This window comes from Paenibacillus albidus, from assembly GCF_014644435.1.
Classification (GTDB): Bacteria; Bacillota; Bacilli; order Paenibacillales; family Paenibacillaceae; genus Paenibacillus_AQ; species Paenibacillus_AQ albidus.
Map to the genome: position 1 here is coordinate 1 of NZ_BMKR01000045.1, position 16,807 is coordinate 16,807.

Consider the following 16,807-nt stretch of genomic DNA (forward strand, 5'->3'; position numbering starts at 1 on the left):
CGCTGGATACCGTTGATCGCTTGCTTGTCAGGTTATGATCTTAATTGCGGTCTATATAGAATTAAATACTGCTACTTTTTTAGAAACCTGGATTTACAAAAAAGACACCCCTAAAGGTGTCTTTTAGTTTACTCCATATGGAGCCGAGGGGAGTCGAACCCCTGTCCGAAGATAACGGCACATAAGTTTCTACGAGTGTAGTCACAGTGTATAGAATCTATGCTTTCTTAAACAACTAATCTATAACTTTCATGCGTGATCATAAGTCTTACAAAGCTAGAGAGATGATTTGCTTAATAAGAGTGAATCATGGATTCGTCTTCAAAGAGCAAATGATCGATCTTTTAAGCCCCCACCTGCTTCTTGAGCTGTCAAGGTTTGCTTTTTAAAAATGCTTGAACCTCTTCGTCGGTATTGGTAAGCGTACGTCGGCGACGAAAGAGTCTAGGTGTACCGGGCTTCAAATTTGCGGGCTGTTGCTGTTCGAGCATTGAGGCTCACTGATGACGTTGTTCCTCCGTAAGTTTTTTGGTTGTCCAGGAGAACGATTCAGGTTCAGACCAGTCATACCTTGCGTTTGATAGGTTTGCCTTTAAATTCTTATGGTTTCCCTGCTCATTCTTCAAGAACTAATAGTTAAAAAATGTTAGTCGTCACACATTTATTCAACTCCGGAAACTAACCTCAAACGAAAAAGACACCCTAAAGGTGTCTTCACTGATATTCCATTGAGCCGAGAGAGGACTTGCAAGTCCAAAATCACATATATCCAGTTTTACATCCTTTAAAAATTTTCCACTCAACTAATACTATCCATTCTTTGAAACAATCTATTAAAAATACTGATTAAAATTATTCTGAACGCTTTCTATTGAGAAACCTTTTAAAACACCTAAAATATTTAATATAATCCAAATAAAAAAACAGATGTATTTTTTTGGTATATATGATATATTTGGAAACAGGTTGGCCAATCAAATATTGCTAACGGAGTTGTTATTATGAAAAAAACAGCCAAAATCTTGCTGGGAGCATTGTTATTATCAAGTGCAATCTCCACATCTGCTTTTGCAGCATCAGAAGACACTGAGGTTACCGGACACTTTAGAGCACCTGTTGAAACATATGATGAAGATGGCAGGTTATACATTGATGGTACCCCCTACGCCTCACAAGAAGATCTAGAACAGATTTCTGAGCCCTCTGTTAGTAATCGCATTTCATTATTAGCTACACCTACAAACACCTGGATTATGGAAGGATCAGAAACATATTATTCAGGACAAAATATGGATACTTACAACAATGATTCTGATAGTAAAATTAAAATCACCCTTCAAACAAGCTCTTCATTAACCGCAACATTAACTGGCAGCCTTGAATACGGATTTTCTGCTGTTGCAAAAGCATCCATGAGTTTAGCTGTAGGACAGACTTTTTCCAAAACATTTACTCAAGAGTTTACTACTGAAGGATATCATGTTTACTCTTTAAAAAGTGCTGTAAAAACCATTAAGCGTAATTATGTATATTACGATACTGCATGGATCAACGAAACATTCCGTTCTTCGAGCATTGATTTAAATGGAGGCTCTGAGTTTTGGTTCTGGTCTAATCCTATTCCTCACTAAATAGAATGAACAGAGTGGTGGCCACTTTAAGTAAAGTGGCTTCTCTTTTTATATTAAACAAGGATGTGTGCGCTATTGAAACGTTTACTTACTATAATGTCTCTAGTTCTAATTGTATTTATAGCTGTGTCTTGCACTTCGCAGAAAAATATTACAAAAAAAGATCAAGTTGAAGATACTATTCTTAAAAAGATTCAATCATATACACTTAATGAATCAAATTATCTTCTGTTTGTGGAGAGCCCCACAACGGCTAATAAAAAAATCACTCTTTTCCTACCATATTCTGTAAATAATATGAATATTAAAGAAATTTCTCTTATTCAAGATAATGAGCAGGTCACCAATAAAACTACTGTTAATTCTCCTAACATTCTTGATAACAAACTTTACTTTACTTTGAATGAATTTATACCTTCTTTTAATAAAGCACAACTAACTCTTGATAATGGAAAAACTGTTGTAATTAATACGGGTCAATACATTTTACAAAAGTATATATCAGAAGAAAACATACCCGAAAACAAACTTAAGTTCCTTGATTCAGGAAATTTCCAAAATAAATTAGGCAAAATCACTTATTCTGCTAAATTTAATTACAAAGAGAAAAGTGCGGAGCAAGATGTTGATATCATTCTTCCTGATGATTTAATTTCTCTACGTAAGACTATTGATTTTAAACAAGTCAGTGTTAGTGATACTTTAGCCACATTTAAATTGGGCCTGAGTTTTCCTAAGAGCGAGTTCACTAAACTGCATGTAAATTCCTTAACCTTTGAAGTATTATGGTTTCAGAAATATAGTGATAAGAATGCAGTAATTTTAATTGGATCCATTCCCATTACATTAAATGATTACCAATAGCATAACACTTAAAATGAACAGGAGATCTCTCCCTCTTCTTTTCAGCTACCATCCAGCGATTTTCATGCGGCAAAATTCTAGATAATGTGAATACAAATAGTAGGTTAATCTATTATGATAACAAGCTGACTAACCATTTTTCAAAAATATTTAAAAGTAAAAAAAGACACCTTTAGGGGTGTCTTTTACTTTTACTCCATATGGAGCCGAGGGGAGTCGAACCCCTGTCCGAAGATAACGGCACATAAGTTTCTACGAGTGTAGTCACAGTTTTGATGTCACCCGAGTATCGCCCCGTAACCGGCTATACGTTGGGTCAGCCTGATTGTCTTCTTCTGCTGACCCCAGGCGGAGACCAGACAGCGTATCCCACTACTTGTTAGCCCCTATCCCTGTCACATGGGCGATGCAGGGTAGAAGCACGCACACAGGTTATTAAGCTGCGAAAGCGTAGTTGTTTTGTTGTTTGCCGTTTAATAGGCTTTAGCGTTGATGAAGCGGACGCGTCCCCACTACTCGCTGCTCATGCTCGAACTACCCCCGTCGAATCCAAGAACGGCCCCTCATTAGAAAAGGGCGCTTCGGATCAAGCGGATCATCCAGCAAGAGAGATCCAATCACAGCCTCTATTCCAGAGGACTGTCACGAAGCAATTAACTTACTTACACAGTATAGCACATTTATCAACACTTTAACACGTGGGTTAAAGGAATTGAAGGTTGAATCTGGAACGTCAGGCACAGCCAGGTATCCGGCTTATCTGGCGATCTTTTGTTTCTCGCGCAGCGCACGCTGGATATCGCGTTGAGCATCTTTTTTGGCGGCGGTGTCGCGCTTGTCGTATTGCTTCTTCCCTTTACCCAGGCCGATCAGCAGCTTCGCATACCCATTACGCACATAAATCTTTAGCGGCACAATCGAATAGCCATCCTGTTTGGACAGTCCAAGCAACTTGTGAATCTGCACCTTATGCATCAGCAGCTTGCGTGTACGTGTCGGGTCCAGCGGATTATTGCGGTTCCCTTGTTCAAAAGGGCTGATGTGCATATTGTGCACATGAATCTCGCCATTACGAATGGTGGCAAAAGCGTCACCAATGTTCGCACGACCGTTACGCAGCGACTTAATCTCGGTTCCCGTCAGCACCAAACCGGCTTCATAGGTGTCCTCGATAAAATAATCATGGGATGCTTTTTTGTTCTGGGCGAGTACTTTCCCGTCTGCTTTTTTACCCATGAGGATCACTCCTTGAATCATATTTCCTGTATCGAACGTCAGATCTATATTGTAACAAATGCACTCACCGAAGCGCAAGGAAGCGCCCCAATGAAACTTGATTATAACTATTTAATACTGACTTCTGTTAAAAAACAACGCCCTTCCCATAAAGGGAACGGCGCGTTAGGGTAATGTATTCTCATCAGACTAAAGCTGCTTACTCCCCCATAATGGGTTTTTTTGGACTGTTGAGAAACCTTTGCAAGTGAAAGATAGATGGATCAAGTTCCGTGCAGCAGACGACTGAGATCGGCTATGAGAAGAGAGGGAATTTCACCCGTTAATTCAGGCCGTTACCTTAGAGCGGGATGACTACAGGGAAATATGCCCGCTAATTTTGTGGAAATACCTATTATTGGGGGTTCTTGTCGATGTTAACGGGCGATATTCCCGTTACCCTGCTTGGAACCGGCTTTCTACCTTATTTAGCGGGTGGATTTCCCTCTAAGCTCTTCCGCCCCGCCTTCACTCCTCCGTTAGAGTGAGTGTCAGTAGTTAAAATAGACTTTCTCAACAGTCTAATTTCGCCCACCTATTCTTCTAACGATCTTGAGGCTTTATCAACAAATAGTCGGAGAATACGGCCTATTTCCAGCCCCTTAGGCTAAATCGAGCTTCGACAGCAGGATTAGTTGGATCCCCTCTCCACCCAAAAAGCTCAATTTACCTAAAAATGCAGATTTAAGCGGATTTTCTCCGACTAAGATCAAATCTAACTGTCGCGTTCACGTACTATTCGGGCATAGGGTCAACTATCCTGCCGAGAAAGCCGTTCGTTACTTAGTTACTTCTTTTTCTTCTTGCGCCCGCCGCCCTCGCGGCTAGCCGAGACCTGCTCCGAGGTCTCCACGTTGCCAGGAGTCACGGACTGGCCGATGAAGACGCCGCCTTTGGCTTTTTTCTTCTTGCCGCGGCCTTTGCCCGCACCGCCTGCAGCATCGCCACCGTTCGGGCCGCGGTCCTCGCGGCTGCGGAACTTCGTGCTGGCGTCCACGCCGCGGTAGTTGCCGCGGCCGTTGCGGTCGTGCCCGCTGCCAGGCGCGCTGTAGCCGCCCTTGCCGGAGCCGAAGCCGAAGTTGATGCCTCCGGCTCCACTTCGGCCCTGCTCCCGCTCGCCGCCGCCAGCGGGGCGCTCAGCAGCGGCATCGCCGCGCTCCGCACCCGCGCTCACGCCGGGTGCCAGCACCGCCGCCGCCCGGCTCGCGTCCTCGCCGGCGCCACGCCCGCGCTTACGCTTAGCGCGGGCGCTTGGCGCAGCCCCTGCGGCGGCTGCCCGTGGCCCTTCCCCGGCGCGCGCACCTGCGCCGGGCTTACCGAAGCCCGCGCCGCCAGCAGCGCCGGGCTTGCCTTTGCCGCTCCGGCCTTTACCGCCGCCGGCCTTACCCCCGGCGGCTGGCTTGCCGAGGCCGCCAGCGCCACGTCCGCCCTTGCCACCCGGGCGGCCGCCGAACCCGCCGCTGCGGCGCTCGCCTGCCGCGCGCGGCTTCATGTCCACGAGCTCAAAGTCGATCGTATGATCGTCCATGTTCACCTTGGCGACCCGGATCTTCACTTCGTCGCCAATACGGAACACCTTGGAGGTGCGCTCACCGATTAGCGCCATATGAGCTTCGTCGAAGTGGTAATAATCATCGGTCAGCGCACTGAGCCGGATCAGGCCTTCGACCGTATTATCCAGCTCAATGAACATGCCGAAGCTGGTCACACTGCTGATCATGGCGTCGAATTCCTCGCCCACCTTATCGAGCATATACTCCGCTTTCTTGAGTTGCTCCGTATCCCGCTCCGCTTCTACCGCTACACGCTCGCGCTCTGAAGACTGCTGGGCAATGTCCGGCATCCGGCTGGCTAAGTAATCGAAGCGCTTTTGGCTCAGTGTCCCGCCGCTTTCGATGACCTCACGCATTACCCGGTGAATGACCAGATCGGGATAACGGCGGATCGGCGAGGTGAAGTGGGAATAATATTCGGCAGCGAGGCCGAAATGGCCGGTGCTCTCCGAGTCATATTTCGCCTGTTTCATAGAGCGCAGCATCATCGTGCTGATGACTGTCTGCTCCTTGGTGCCATGGATCTCCTCAAGCAGGGTTTGCAAGGCACGCGGATGGACAGAATTGCCACGGCCTTTGACGTGATAGCCGAAGTTGGCGGCGAACGCCATAAAATTCTGCAGCTTCTCCGGATCAGGATCTTCGTGAATCCGGTACAGGAACGGAACCTTCAGCCAATGAAAATGCTCCGCCACCGTCTCATTGGCCGCCAGCATGAATTCTTCGATAATCTGCTCGGCCACCGAACGTTCGCGTTTCACAATATCTATAGCTTTGCCGTTCTCATCGACGATGATTTTGCTTTCTTCAAAGTCAAAATCAACCGCTCCCCGCCGCATCCGCGCATCGCGCAGCTTCATCGCCAGTTCTTTCATCACCATGAAGTCGTCAATCAGCGGGCTATAACGCTCCAGCAGTTCGGGGTCCTGGTCTTCCACAATCTTACGGACATTGGAGTACGTCATTCTCTCTTTGGTGCGAATCACGCTTGTGAAGACATCATGCTTCACAACCTTCATATGCTCATTGAACTCCATTTCACAGGACATCGTCAGCCGGTCTACCTGCGGGTTTAAGCTGCAGATCCCGTTCGACAGCCGGTGCGGCAGCATCGGAATCACGCGGTCAACCAAATACACACTGCACCCGCGGTCATAGGCTTCCTTATCCAGCTCCGAGTTCTCGCGGACATAGTAGCCGACATCGGCAATATGCACGCCCAGCTTGTAATGCCCGTTCTCCAGACGTTCGACGTTCACTGCATCATCCAGATCCTTGGCATCCTCGCCGTCAATGGTGACAATGTTCAGCCCGCGCAGATCGCGCCGGCCCTGCTGGACAATCTCTTCTTCCGTAATGGAGTCCGGAGCCTGCTCCGCCTCATTCATGACTTCGGCGGGAAAAGCCTCCGGCAGCTGATGCTTGCGGATAACCGACAGAATATCAACACCCGGATCATCCTTGTGCCCCAGTATCTCGATGACTTCCCCTTCGGCCGCAGCGCGTCCTTCCGGATAATTCACAATGCGGACAACGACCTTATCCCCGTCTACTGCCCCTTTAAACGATTGCTTGGGAATAAAAATATCCCGGTTAATCCGTTTGTCATCCGGCAGCACGAAACCATAGGTCTCCAGACTTTGGAATACACCTACCGTCTGCTGGACGCCTCTCTTGATGATCCGCTCCACTTCACCTTCCATGCGGCCGCCCGAAGGACTTTTGGAGGTTACACGCACCAGAACGATATCGGCATTCATCGCGCCTTTGAGATCATTCGCATGGATATAGACGTCGGGATGGTCCCGGTCGTCCGGAATCAGAAACGCAAAACCCTTGGCATGCGCCTGAAGCCGTCCACGCAGCAGATCCATCCGTTCAGGGACACCGTAACTGGCCCCGCGAGTCAGAATAATTCTGCCGTCCTGCTCCAGTTCCATCAGCAGCTGCTCTAATGCTTTAAGTTCCGAACTGTCCCCTATGGCGAAGTGGGCTACTAATTCTTCGTAAGTCATTGGTTTATAAGCGGTCTCCCGCATAAAATCGAGTAATACTTCCTGTGTTATCATGTGCGTCACCTCGGCCCTCCGCAGCTTTAAGCCGCTGGCATCTATGTATGTCTTGTCCCATTCGGCAAAAAGCCTTGCAAGCAAAATTTACCTTCATACTACTTCATACCCCTGTAGCGTGTATTCTAACCCAAGTTAACTGCCGGACTTAAATACACCTGCCAGAGCTTATATTCAGCCCAGCCCTTGCGGGGGCCGAATTCACCTTTCTTGAGCGTGTATTATAACCTGTCTTCAAAGGTTGTAATTCACCTCTTTAGTATACACGAAATTAATCCTCTGCATTCCCATATCCTCATCCAAAGCTTAACACTGCACATAAATGAGGCGGGTCATAACAAAAAAGCCTTCGCTCCATTCCATTCAGAAGAGAGCAAAGACTTAGGTTGTGAACCATTTAGTCAATTAGGACAGCTACAAGGATTGACATAATAAAGAATCCGGCAGCGAGTGCCACTGTTACGCGTTGCAGTACAAGTTCCATACCACGCGCTTTTGTTTTGCCGAAGAGATGCTCAGCACCGCCGGAGATGGCACCGGCCAGACCTGCGCTTTTCCCTTTTTGCAGAAGAACGACCACAATCAGACCGACGGAAAAAATCAGGAGCAAAATTTTCAAAAAGATATCCATTCACTTCCACCTCCTACGCCTAAGCATCACTATCTATGGTAAATTTGCTTTTCACGATTCATAAACAGCATTCTTATTTTATCATAGCACAAGATTTAACACAACAGCAAAAAGAAAGGCCCGCCGAACCGGCAGGCCTTCCGCACCTCTGCTTGCAGAAGTGAATTATCTCTTAAGGTTGTAGAACGACTTCATGCCGTTGTATTGAGCCAATTCGCCCAGCTCATCTTCGATGCGCAGCAATTGGTTGTATTTCGCGATACGGTCTGTACGGGAAGGAGCACCAGTCTTGATTTGGCCGGCATTGGTAGCCACGGCGATATCAGCGATTGTGCTGTCTTCGGATTCACCGGAACGGTGGGAGATTACTGCAGTGTAACCTGCACGTTTAGCCATTTCGATTGCATCGAAAGTTTCAGTCAATGTACCGATTTGGTTAACCTTGATCAGGATGGAGTTACCGATGCCTTCTTCGATACCTTTGTTCAGGCGCTCAGTGTTCGTAACGAACAAGTCATCACCCACGAGTTGGATTTTGCTGCCCAATTTTTCGGACAGCAATTTCCAGCCTTCCCAGTCGTCTTCGGAGCAGCCATCTTCGATAGTGATGATTGGGTATTTATCCACCCAAGAAGAGAGCAGATCAACGAACTCAGCCGGTGTGAAGGATTTGCCTTCGCCTTCCAGGTGATACTTGCCATCTTTGAAGAACTCAGTGGAAGCTACGTCCATACCCAGGAATACATCAACGCCTGGTTTGTAACCGGCTTTTTCGATCGCTTCCATGATGGAGGACAATGCATCTTCGTTGGAGGTGAAGTTAGGAGCAAATCCGCCTTCATCGCCAACTGCAGTGTTCAGGCCTTTAGCTTTCAATACCGATTTCAGAGCGTGGAAGATTTCCGCGCCTGTACGCAGGGCTTCTTTGAAGGTAGGAGCGCCAACTGGCAGAACCATGAACTCTTGAACGTCAACATTGTTGTCAGCGTGTGCGCCGCCGTTAACGATGTTCATCATTGGAACTGGAAGTTGTTTGGCGTTGAATCCGCCCAGGTATACATACAAAGGCACATCCAGAGCAGCTGCAGCAGCGCGGGCTACGGCCATGGATACTGCCAGGATTGCGTTAGCACCCAGTTTGCCTTTGTTGTGTGTGCCATCCAGGGTGATCATCAATTTGTCGATGCCCAGTTGATCCAAAGCGTCCATACCGATTACTTCCGGAGCAATCAGTTCATTTACGTTCTCAACAGCTTTCAGAACACCTTTGCCGAGGTAACGGTTCTTGTCTTCGTCACGAAGCTCTACAGCTTCATGAGCGCCTGTGGAAGCGCCGGAAGGAACGATAGCGCGGCCTTTAGCGCCGGATTCCAGATAAACGTCGACCTCTACAGTTGGGTTACCACGGGAATCGAGAACCTCGCGAGCATACACATCAGAAATAATAGTCATGTAAGTTAGTCTCCTTTTAAAGAAAGTTTGGGTCTTGCCTGGTGATGCTTATTCCTTGCTTATTTCCGGCTGGCAATCATGGATTGTCCGGTCATCTCCGCAGGCTGCGGCAGTCCCATCAAATCCAGAATAGTTGGGGCAACATCGGCAAGAATACCGGAGTCGCGCAGGACGACATTCTCATCGGTCAAAATGAAGGGTACCGGGTTGGTGGTGTGGGCCGTGAATGGACGTCCATTCTCGTCGAACACCATATCCGCGTTGCCGTGGTCAGCGATAATAATCGCTACGCCGCCTTTGGCCACAACAGCATCCACTACCTTGCCTACACATTCATCTGTTACTTCTACAGCCTTGATGGTTGGTTCCAGCATACCGGAGTGTCCTACCATGTCCGGATTCGCAAAGTTCAGAATGATCGCATCCTGTCTCTCCGCTTCAATCTCGGCCACACAAGCAGCAGCAACTTCATAGGCGCTCATCTCTGGCTGCAGATCATAAGTTGCCACTTTAGGCGAATTGATCAGAATCCGGGTCTCGCCAGGAAGTTCCTCATCGCGTCCGCCACTGAAGAAGAAGGTCACGTGCGGATACTTCTCAGTCTCGGCGATGCGCAGCTGCTTCTTGTTGTTCTGCACCAGCACTTCACCCAGGGTGTTATCCAGGTTCTTTGGAGAATACGCCACATATCCCTGCACCGTTTCGCTGAAGGTGGTCAAACATACAAAGTGCAGGTTCTGCGGGAACAAAGGACCACGGTCAAAACCGCGGAAATCCGCATTGGTGAACACTTGGGACAGCTGAATGGCACGGTCCGGACGGAAATTGAGGAATACGACAGAATCGCCGCTCTCTACAGCCGTCAACGGCTTGCCTTCACTGTCAACAATAACGCTTGGTTCAACAAACTCATCAAAGACCGAGTTCTGGTATGATGCTGTAACAGCTTGCAGCGCATCCGTATATTTCGGGCCTTCGCCATACACCATAGCGCGGTAGGCTTTCTCTACACGTTCCCAGCGTTTGTCGCGGTCCATTGCAAAATAACGACCGGACACGGTAGCGATGCGGCCTACGCCAACTTCTTCGATCTTGGCCAGCAGGTCCTGAATGAACTTCTGTCCACTGTCAGGAGCTACGTCGCGCCCATCCATTAAGGCATGGATGAACACCTCATGCATGTCTTCCTTCTTCGCCAGATCAAGCATAGCGAACAAGTGCTGAATGTGGCTATGTACCCCTCCGTCGGATACCAGCGCATACAGATGAAGTTTTTTGCCGGTAGCTTTGGCATTTCTTACTGCCGTAACCAGCGTCTCGTTGTCAAAAAATTCTCCCTCACGGATAGACTTATCAATGCGGGTCAGATCCTGATACACGATCCGGCCGGCACCGATGTTAAGGTGACCCACTTCAGAGTTCCCCATTTGTCCTTCCGGAAGTCCCACAGCTTCACCGCAAGCGGTAAGTGTAGTATTCGGATATTGAGTCAGGTAACGGTCGTAGTTAGGCTTGTTGGCTTGAGCAACAGCGTTGCCTTCGCTTGTTCCGCGCAGCCCGAATCCGTCCATAATGATTAATGCTACAGGTCTTGGAGCTGACATCCTTACTTCGCCCCCTCAACCAGGGCAACGAAGGAATCAGGCTGCAGGCTGGCGCCGCCGACAAGTGCACCGTCGATGTCGCTTTGACCCATATACTCCGTTACATTCTCAGGCTTCACACTGCCGCCGTATTGAATGCGTACCGCATCCGCTGTTGCCCCATCATACAGGCCTTTAATCAGGCTGCGGATATAGGCAATAACTTCGTTGGCATCTTGGGAAGTAGAGGATTTACCTGTGCCAATGGCCCAGATTGGCTCATAAGCAATAACTACCTTAGCCGCTTGCTCCGCACTCAGGCCTGCAAAAGCAGCCTCTGTTTGCACTTTGCATACGTCTTTGGTTTGATTGGCTTCACGCTCTTCGAGCTTTTCGCCTACGCATACGATTGGAGTAATGCCATGACGGAAAGCTGCGTGCAGCTTCTTGTTCACGATTTCGTCCGTTTCGCCAAAATAAGCACGGCGCTCGGAGTGGCCGATGATTACATAATCTACACCCAGGTCTTTCAGCATGATGCCGCTGATTTCGCCGGTGTAAGCACCGTTGTCCTCAAAGTGAAGATTTTGTGCGCCGATCTTGATATTTGTACCTTTAACTGCTGCTACCAGGGCAGGCAGGTTCGTGAAAGGTGCGCAGATAACCGTTTCTACGCCTTCAACTTCTGCTTTGCCTTTGATATCGGCAATGAAGCTTTCGGCTTCCGGAACCGTTTTGAACATTTTCCAGTTGCCCGCAATAATCGGTGTTCTCATGACTTGATTGCCTCCTTCTTGGGTCTTACTTGTTGTTCAGTGCTTCTACGCCTGGAAGAGCCTTGCCTTCCATGAATTCGAGCGATGCGCCGCCGCCAGTGGAGATGTGATCCATTTGGTCAGCCAGGTGGAATTTCTCTGCAGCTGCTGCGGAATCTCCGCCGCCGATGACAGTGTATCCTTCTGTGGTTGCGCAAGCTTTGGCTACAGCAATCGTACCCTCAGCGAATTTGTCGATTTCGAACACGCCCATAGGTCCGTTCCAAACCACCAGCTTGGAGTTTTTGATCACGTCGGCATACAGTTCACGGGTTTTCGGTCCAATATCCAGACCTTCCCACCCTGCCGGAATTTCGTTCACATCCACAACTTTGGTATTGGCATCTGCACCGAACTTGTCAGCAACTACAATGTCAACAGGAAGCAGGAAGTTTTTGCCGAGCTTCTTGGCTTTTTCGATAAATCCAAGCGCTACGTCAATTTTGTCGTTGTCTACCAGGGATTTGCCGATTTCATGGCCCAGAGCCTTGGTGAAGGTATAGGACAAGCCTCCGCCGATCAGTACATTGTCTGCCAGAGTCAGCAGGTTGTCGATCACGTCGATTTTGTCTTTAACCTTGGAACCACCGATGATGGCTGTGAAAGGACGTTCCGGATTGGAGAGGGCTTTGCCCAGTACGGACAGCTCTTTCTCCATCAAGAGACCGGATACGGCCGGCAGCAGGTGAGCGATCCCTTCTGTGGATGCATGTGCGCGGTGAGCGGCACCAAAGGCGTCGTTGACGAACAGGTCCGCGAGTTCCGCGAATTGCTTGGCCAGTTCAGGATCGTTTTTCTCTTCACCCGGATAGAAACGCACATTCTCAAGCACAAGAACGTCGCCTTCGCCCAGCTCGGCGATTTTAGCTTTAACCGCTTCGCCAACCGCTTCATCCACTTTAGCTACCGGTTTGCCGAGCAGCTCGGACAGACGCTCAGCTGCTGTAGTCAAACGCATCGAATCTACGAATTGACCCTTCGGACGGCCCATGTGGCTGGCCAGAATGACCTTTGCACCGTTCTCAATCAGGTATTTAATCGTAGGGAGCGTTTCACGGATACGTGTATCATCTGTAATTTTACCATCTTCTACAGGTACATTGAAATCTACCCGTACAAATACGCGTTTACCCTTTACTTCTACATCACGGACACTCTTTTTGTTCATGACTTTTCCTCCACACCCATAGTTTTTGCGGAAACAGGAATCCAAGGAATGCATTTAGAAAGAGCGGAAACAAGGAATTTCTGTTTCCGCTCTATTGAGATGTAACTTATATGCAGTCGCTGCTATTTACTTAGCCAGTTTTGCGAATTTCTCCAAAGTACGAACCAATTGTGCAGTGTAGGACATTTCATTGTCATACCAAGCAACGGTTTTAACCAGTTGTTTGTCGCCAACAGTCAATACTTTTGTTTGTGTAGCATCGAACAGGGAACCGAAAGTCATACCTTTGATATCGGAAGATACGATTTCATCTTCAGTGTATCCGTAAGTATCAGGATCGGAAGCTGCTTTCATAGCTGCGTTGATTTCTTCAACAGTAACGGTCTTGTCCAGAACAGTTACCAGCTCAGTCAGGGAACCCGTTGCAACTGGAACACGTTGTGCTGCGCCGTCGAGCTTGCCTTTCAGCTCAGGGATAACCAGGCCGATGGCTTTAGCAGCACCAGTTGTGTTAGGGATGATGTTCTCAGCAGCTGCACGTGCGCGTCTGAAGTCACCTTTGGCATGTGGAGCATCCAAAGTGTTTTGGTCGCCAGTGTAAGCGTGGATTGTAGTCATCAAGCCTTCGATGATACCGAACTTGTCGTTCAGGACTTTGGCCATTGGAGCCAAGCAGTTCGTTGTGCAAGATGCGCCGGAGATAACAGTCTCAGAACCGTCAAGAATGTCATCGTTAACGTTGTAAACGACAGTTTTCATGTCGCCAGTAGCTGGAGCAGAGATTACTACTTTCTTAGCTCCGCCTTTCAAGTGTTTCTCAGCTGCTTCTTTAGTTGTGAAGAAACCTGTACACTCCAGAACGATGTCTACGCCGAGGTCGCCCCAAGGAAGTTCTTCCGGGTTGCGGTTCGCCAGAACCTTAACTTCTTTGCCGTTGACTTTGAAGAAGCCGTCATGCACTTCAACATCACCTTGGAATTTACCTTGAGTTGTATCATATTTAAGCAAATGAGCAAGCATCTTAGCGTCAGTCAAGTCGTTGATCGCTACCACTTCGATACCTTCTACATTTTGAATACGGCGGAATGCAAGGCGTCCAATACGTCCAAAACCGTTAATACCAACTTTTACACTCATTGAATAGTTCCTCCTAGAGTTCGATTTATTTATTCAAGACAAGCCGTTAAGCCTGTCAAGACAACAATGTTAAGTATAATGCAAAATAATCTTCGCTGCTCCCCATTTTATGTAAAATTATAGGGAGCTCTGTACTTCCATGTCGATACGTCTGCCAATTTCCTGGGCCGCTGCTTCATCCGTAACCAGGATATTCTCCTGGCCGAACCGTAGCATGGCATGGATAGCCGTAGCTTTGCCTTTGCCTCCGGCAATTCCAATGACGACTTCCGTCCGCATAATATCCTCCAGACGCATACCCATCCGCAGCATAGTGTGAACGATCTTGCCATCTTCATTGAAATAGTAGCCGAACGATTCGGCAACCGCTCCTTCTCCCTGGATTTCCGAGACGGTGCTCTCATCCAGCTTGCGGCGGCGGGTCATCTCAAAAGCTTCCCCGATGCCGTGCACGATAATCCGTGAACTGCGAATAATGTTCACAATCTCTCCAATATTGGAGTCGAGGGCCAGTGACTGGTAGGCATCCTCACTCAGCAGATCCGGCACATGCAGCAGACGGTAATTCGCCCCGACCCGTTTGGCCATTGTGGAGGCAATCGTGTTGGCTTGAATCTCCATGCTCTCTCCCAATCCTCCGCGCGCCGGAACAAACCAGGCGTTCTTATAGGAAAGGGGAAGCAGCGTTGTTAGCTGGTCCGCCATTTCAGCCAGTGTGGAGCCGCCTGTAACGGCAACAATATCGTCGGGACGCAGTACACCGAGCAATGCCTTGGAGCCTGCACGCCCGAGCTCACGTTTTGTGAACGGGGAGGTTTCACAATCTCCGGGCACAACAATCACTTTACTTAGCCCATAGGTAGAACGGATCTTTTCTTCCAGCTCATCCAGGCCGAACAGGCTCTTGGCAGCTGGTTCCAGCAGGTCAAGCAGTCTGCGACCGGCATCGCTAATGCGCATGCCCACGCTCTCGATCTCGATGAGCCCTTGCGATTTCAGAAGATCTGTCTCGGCACGCAGCACCCGCTCAGTCATATCCAGCGAAGCGGCCAGCGTTCTGCGGCCTATAATATCCGACAGCATAATCTGATGAAGAATGGTATACCGCCTCTTAAGGGTTTCCATGAGATCAGGCAGAAGCTGCTTTTGGATTTCTAATAAATTACGCATGCTTTCACTCCTGCAACTTCGTCTTTCTCTTTCCCCTAGTTCATGGTCTTAAAATGTCCCGGGTTAACTTTTTAAGTCCCACCCATATTCTACCCAAATTTTGCACGAAGCGCAAGTCTTCCGAGAGTAGAATTCACAACCTCTTTTCATCTTATACATAGATCGGGACATGAAGCGGCCCCACAGTCAGGTTTACAAGCCCCGAAACCGTGTTTCAGCTGACTTTGGACGATCCCCTGCTTGTCCGCTAACCCTTGTAATTACTAGCTTCTGCAGGGATATTTCCGCTATCCTAAAATTGCATTGCAATTATATAATTTTTGTATTATAATAATTTCTGTTGCGCCCGTGGTCCAATGGATATGACGTAGGCCTCCGAAGCCTGAGATCCAAGTTCGATTCTTGGCGGGCGCGCCATTATTTTTAATTTTGCATATAATTTAACAGTATCTATACTATTGTTTAACCAAAGAGCCCCTTGCGGGCTCTTTTTTTGTAAGATAAGTTTGACTTTCTTTGACTTTTTGTTTGAATTTGTTTATCATGTGGTTAATACGGTAACAGTAAAAATGAACACATTCGAAGATCCATATCAAGGAGGTTTTCCACGTGAGTTATATTCCAATGGTAGTAGAACAGAGCAACCGCGGTGAGCGTGCTTATGACATCTATTCCCGCCTGCTGAAGGACCGCATCATTTTCCTCGGAACGGAGGTTAATGACGTGGTTGCCAATTCCATCATTGCACAAATGCTGTTTCTGGCTGCCGAGGACCCTGAGAAGGACATTCACTTGTATGTGAATAGCCCTGGCGGTTCCATTACTGCGGGTATGGCTATTTTTGATACAATGCAATACATTAAACCGGATGTATCCACCATTTGTGTGGGGATGGCCGCTTCCATGGGGGCCTTCCTGCTGAACGCCGGAGCCAAAGGCAAGCGTTTTGCACTGCCAAACAGCGAGATTATGATCCACCAGCCGCTTGGCGGCGCCCAAGGTCAGGCTTCGGACATCGAAATCCGTGCCCGCCGAATTCTGAAGCTGCGCGACAAGCTGAACCGTATCCTCTCCGAACGTACCGGCCAGCCGCTGGAGCGCATCGAAAAGGATACCGACCGTGATTACTTCATGAGTGCAGCAGACGCAGCCGAATATGGTATCGTCGATAAGGTGATTGAGAAGACACTGCCAAGCGGCGTGTAAGCAAGCATTCACCTTAGTCCTAACAACTGTAATAGTCGGCAAAACAGCGATTCTCCGTTACCTGGAGAATCGCTGTTTTGTATTTTCGGGTCATGGAGGGCTTATTTCAGCGGAGGGGACTTCGGAAAATGCAGACTGGATAGTGTCCAATCTATATAACAAGTAGTAGTGGACCGAGGTGCGCTTATTTTCAAAATAAACGCATTTTTGCCAAGCTTACGGACTCAGATGCACCTATTCACGGAATCCCCCT

General features: G+C 48.3%; 12 protein-coding genes, 1 tRNA gene and 1 other RNA gene. 4 read left to right on the forward strand and 10 right to left on the reverse strand.

Annotated elements, in window-relative coordinates; translation table 11 throughout:
* Nucleotides 1–1,001: 1,001 nt before the first annotated feature.
* Both IEY53_RS30300 and IEY53_RS30305 read left to right on the forward strand, forming a co-directional pair.
* Nucleotides 1,002–1,631, forward strand: a complete 630-nt coding sequence (locus tag IEY53_RS30300; RefSeq protein ID WP_189031509.1) for a hypothetical protein — start codon at nucleotides 1,002–1,004, stop codon at nucleotides 1,629–1,631.
* 75 nt (nucleotides 1,632–1,706) lie between these two features.
* The gene (locus tag IEY53_RS30305) at nucleotides 1,707–2,495 is read left to right on the forward strand and encodes a hypothetical protein (protein WP_189031511.1); all 789 of its coding nucleotides are present in this window, start codon (nucleotides 1,707–1,709) and stop codon (nucleotides 2,493–2,495) included.
* Nucleotides 2,496–2,693: 198 nt separating this feature from the next.
* Here IEY53_RS30305 and ssrA read toward each other — a convergent pair.
* From ssrA to IEY53_RS30355, 10 genes are all read right to left on the reverse strand, one after another.
* Nucleotides 2,694–3,058: a transfer-messenger RNA gene (gene ssrA, locus IEY53_RS30310) on the reverse strand.
* A gap of 193 nt (nucleotides 3,059–3,251) precedes the next feature.
* Nucleotides 3,252–3,731, reverse strand: a complete 480-nt coding sequence (gene smpB, locus IEY53_RS30315) for an SsrA-binding protein SmpB (protein ID WP_189031513.1) — start codon at nucleotides 3,729–3,731, stop codon at nucleotides 3,252–3,254.
* Between the two features lie 826 nt (nucleotides 3,732–4,557).
* Nucleotides 4,558–7,392, reverse strand: a complete 2,835-nt coding sequence (gene rnr, locus IEY53_RS30320) for a ribonuclease R (protein ID WP_189031589.1) — start codon at nucleotides 7,390–7,392, stop codon at nucleotides 4,558–4,560.
* A 397-nt stretch (nucleotides 7,393–7,789) separates the two neighbouring features.
* A complete protein-coding gene (gene secG / locus IEY53_RS30325; protein WP_189031515.1) occupies nucleotides 7,790–8,023 on the reverse strand; it encodes a preprotein translocase subunit SecG in 234 nt (77 codons plus the stop codon).
* A 165-nt stretch (nucleotides 8,024–8,188) separates the two neighbouring features.
* On the reverse strand, nucleotides 8,189–9,475 hold the full coding sequence (gene eno, locus IEY53_RS30330) for a phosphopyruvate hydratase (protein ID WP_189031517.1): 1,287 nt from the start codon (nucleotides 9,473–9,475) through the stop codon (nucleotides 8,189–8,191).
* 59 nt (nucleotides 9,476–9,534) lie between these two features.
* On the reverse strand, nucleotides 9,535–11,079 hold the full coding sequence (gene gpmI / locus IEY53_RS30335) for a 2,3-bisphosphoglycerate-independent phosphoglycerate mutase (protein ID WP_189031519.1): 1,545 nt from the start codon (nucleotides 11,077–11,079) through the stop codon (nucleotides 9,535–9,537).
* A 2-nt stretch (nucleotides 11,080–11,081) separates the two neighbouring features.
* Complete coding sequence (tpiA, locus tag IEY53_RS30340) at nucleotides 11,082–11,834, reverse strand: triose-phosphate isomerase (RefSeq protein ID WP_189031521.1); 753 nt, start codon at nucleotides 11,832–11,834, stop codon at nucleotides 11,082–11,084.
* A 25-nt stretch (nucleotides 11,835–11,859) separates the two neighbouring features.
* Nucleotides 11,860–13,041 (reverse strand): phosphoglycerate kinase, encoded by a 1,182-nt coding sequence (locus IEY53_RS30345; protein ID WP_189031523.1) that lies wholly within the window; start codon nucleotides 13,039–13,041, stop codon nucleotides 11,860–11,862.
* Nucleotides 13,042–13,167: 126 nt separating this feature from the next.
* Nucleotides 13,168–14,178, reverse strand: coding sequence for a type I glyceraldehyde-3-phosphate dehydrogenase (gene gap, locus IEY53_RS30350; RefSeq protein ID WP_189031525.1), 1,011 nt, complete (start codon nucleotides 14,176–14,178; stop codon nucleotides 13,168–13,170).
* A gap of 117 nt (nucleotides 14,179–14,295) precedes the next feature.
* Nucleotides 14,296–15,348 (reverse strand): sugar-binding transcriptional regulator, encoded by a 1,053-nt coding sequence (locus IEY53_RS30355; RefSeq protein ID WP_189031527.1) that lies wholly within the window; start codon nucleotides 15,346–15,348, stop codon nucleotides 14,296–14,298.
* 342 nt (nucleotides 15,349–15,690) lie between these two features.
* Between IEY53_RS30355 and IEY53_RS30360 the strand changes: the two genes are divergently transcribed.
* Together IEY53_RS30360 and clpP are read left to right on the forward strand one after the other, a co-directional pair.
* A tRNA-Arg gene (locus IEY53_RS30360) sits at nucleotides 15,691–15,765 on the forward strand.
* 192 nt (nucleotides 15,766–15,957) lie between these two features.
* Nucleotides 15,958–16,554 (forward strand): ATP-dependent Clp endopeptidase proteolytic subunit ClpP, encoded by a 597-nt coding sequence (clpP, locus tag IEY53_RS30365; RefSeq protein ID WP_189031529.1) that lies wholly within the window; start codon nucleotides 15,958–15,960, stop codon nucleotides 16,552–16,554.
* Nucleotides 16,555–16,807: the final 253 nt, after the last annotated feature.

Excerpts from the sequence above, each read along its gene's own strand:
- IEY53_RS30300 (WP_189031509.1), top strand. The coding sequence starts at position 1,002 with ATGAAAAAAACAGCCAAAATCTTGCTGGGAGCATTGTTATTATCAAGT.
- smpB (WP_189031513.1), bottom strand. The coding sequence starts at position 3,731 with ATGGGTAAAAAAGCAGACGGGAAAGTACTCGCCCAGAACAAAAAAGCA.
- rnr (WP_189031589.1), bottom strand. The coding sequence starts at position 7,392 with ATGATAACACAGGAAGTATTACTCGATTTTATGCGGGAGACCGCTTAT.
- secG (WP_189031515.1), bottom strand. The coding sequence starts at position 8,023 with ATGGATATCTTTTTGAAAATTTTGCTCCTGATTTTTTCCGTCGGTCTG.
- eno (WP_189031517.1), bottom strand. The coding sequence starts at position 9,475 with ATGACTATTATTTCTGATGTGTATGCTCGCGAGGTTCTCGATTCCCGT.
- gpmI (WP_189031519.1), bottom strand. The coding sequence starts at position 11,079 with ATGTCAGCTCCAAGACCTGTAGCATTAATCATTATGGACGGATTCGGG.
- tpiA (WP_189031521.1), bottom strand. The coding sequence starts at position 11,834 with ATGAGAACACCGATTATTGCGGGCAACTGGAAAATGTTCAAAACGGTT.
- IEY53_RS30345 (WP_189031523.1), bottom strand. The coding sequence starts at position 13,041 with ATGAACAAAAAGAGTGTCCGTGATGTAGAAGTAAAGGGTAAACGCGTA.
- gap (WP_189031525.1), bottom strand. The coding sequence starts at position 14,178 with ATGAGTGTAAAAGTTGGTATTAACGGTTTTGGACGTATTGGACGCCTT.
- IEY53_RS30355 (WP_189031527.1), bottom strand. The coding sequence starts at position 15,348 with ATGCGTAATTTATTAGAAATCCAAAAGCAGCTTCTGCCTGATCTCATG.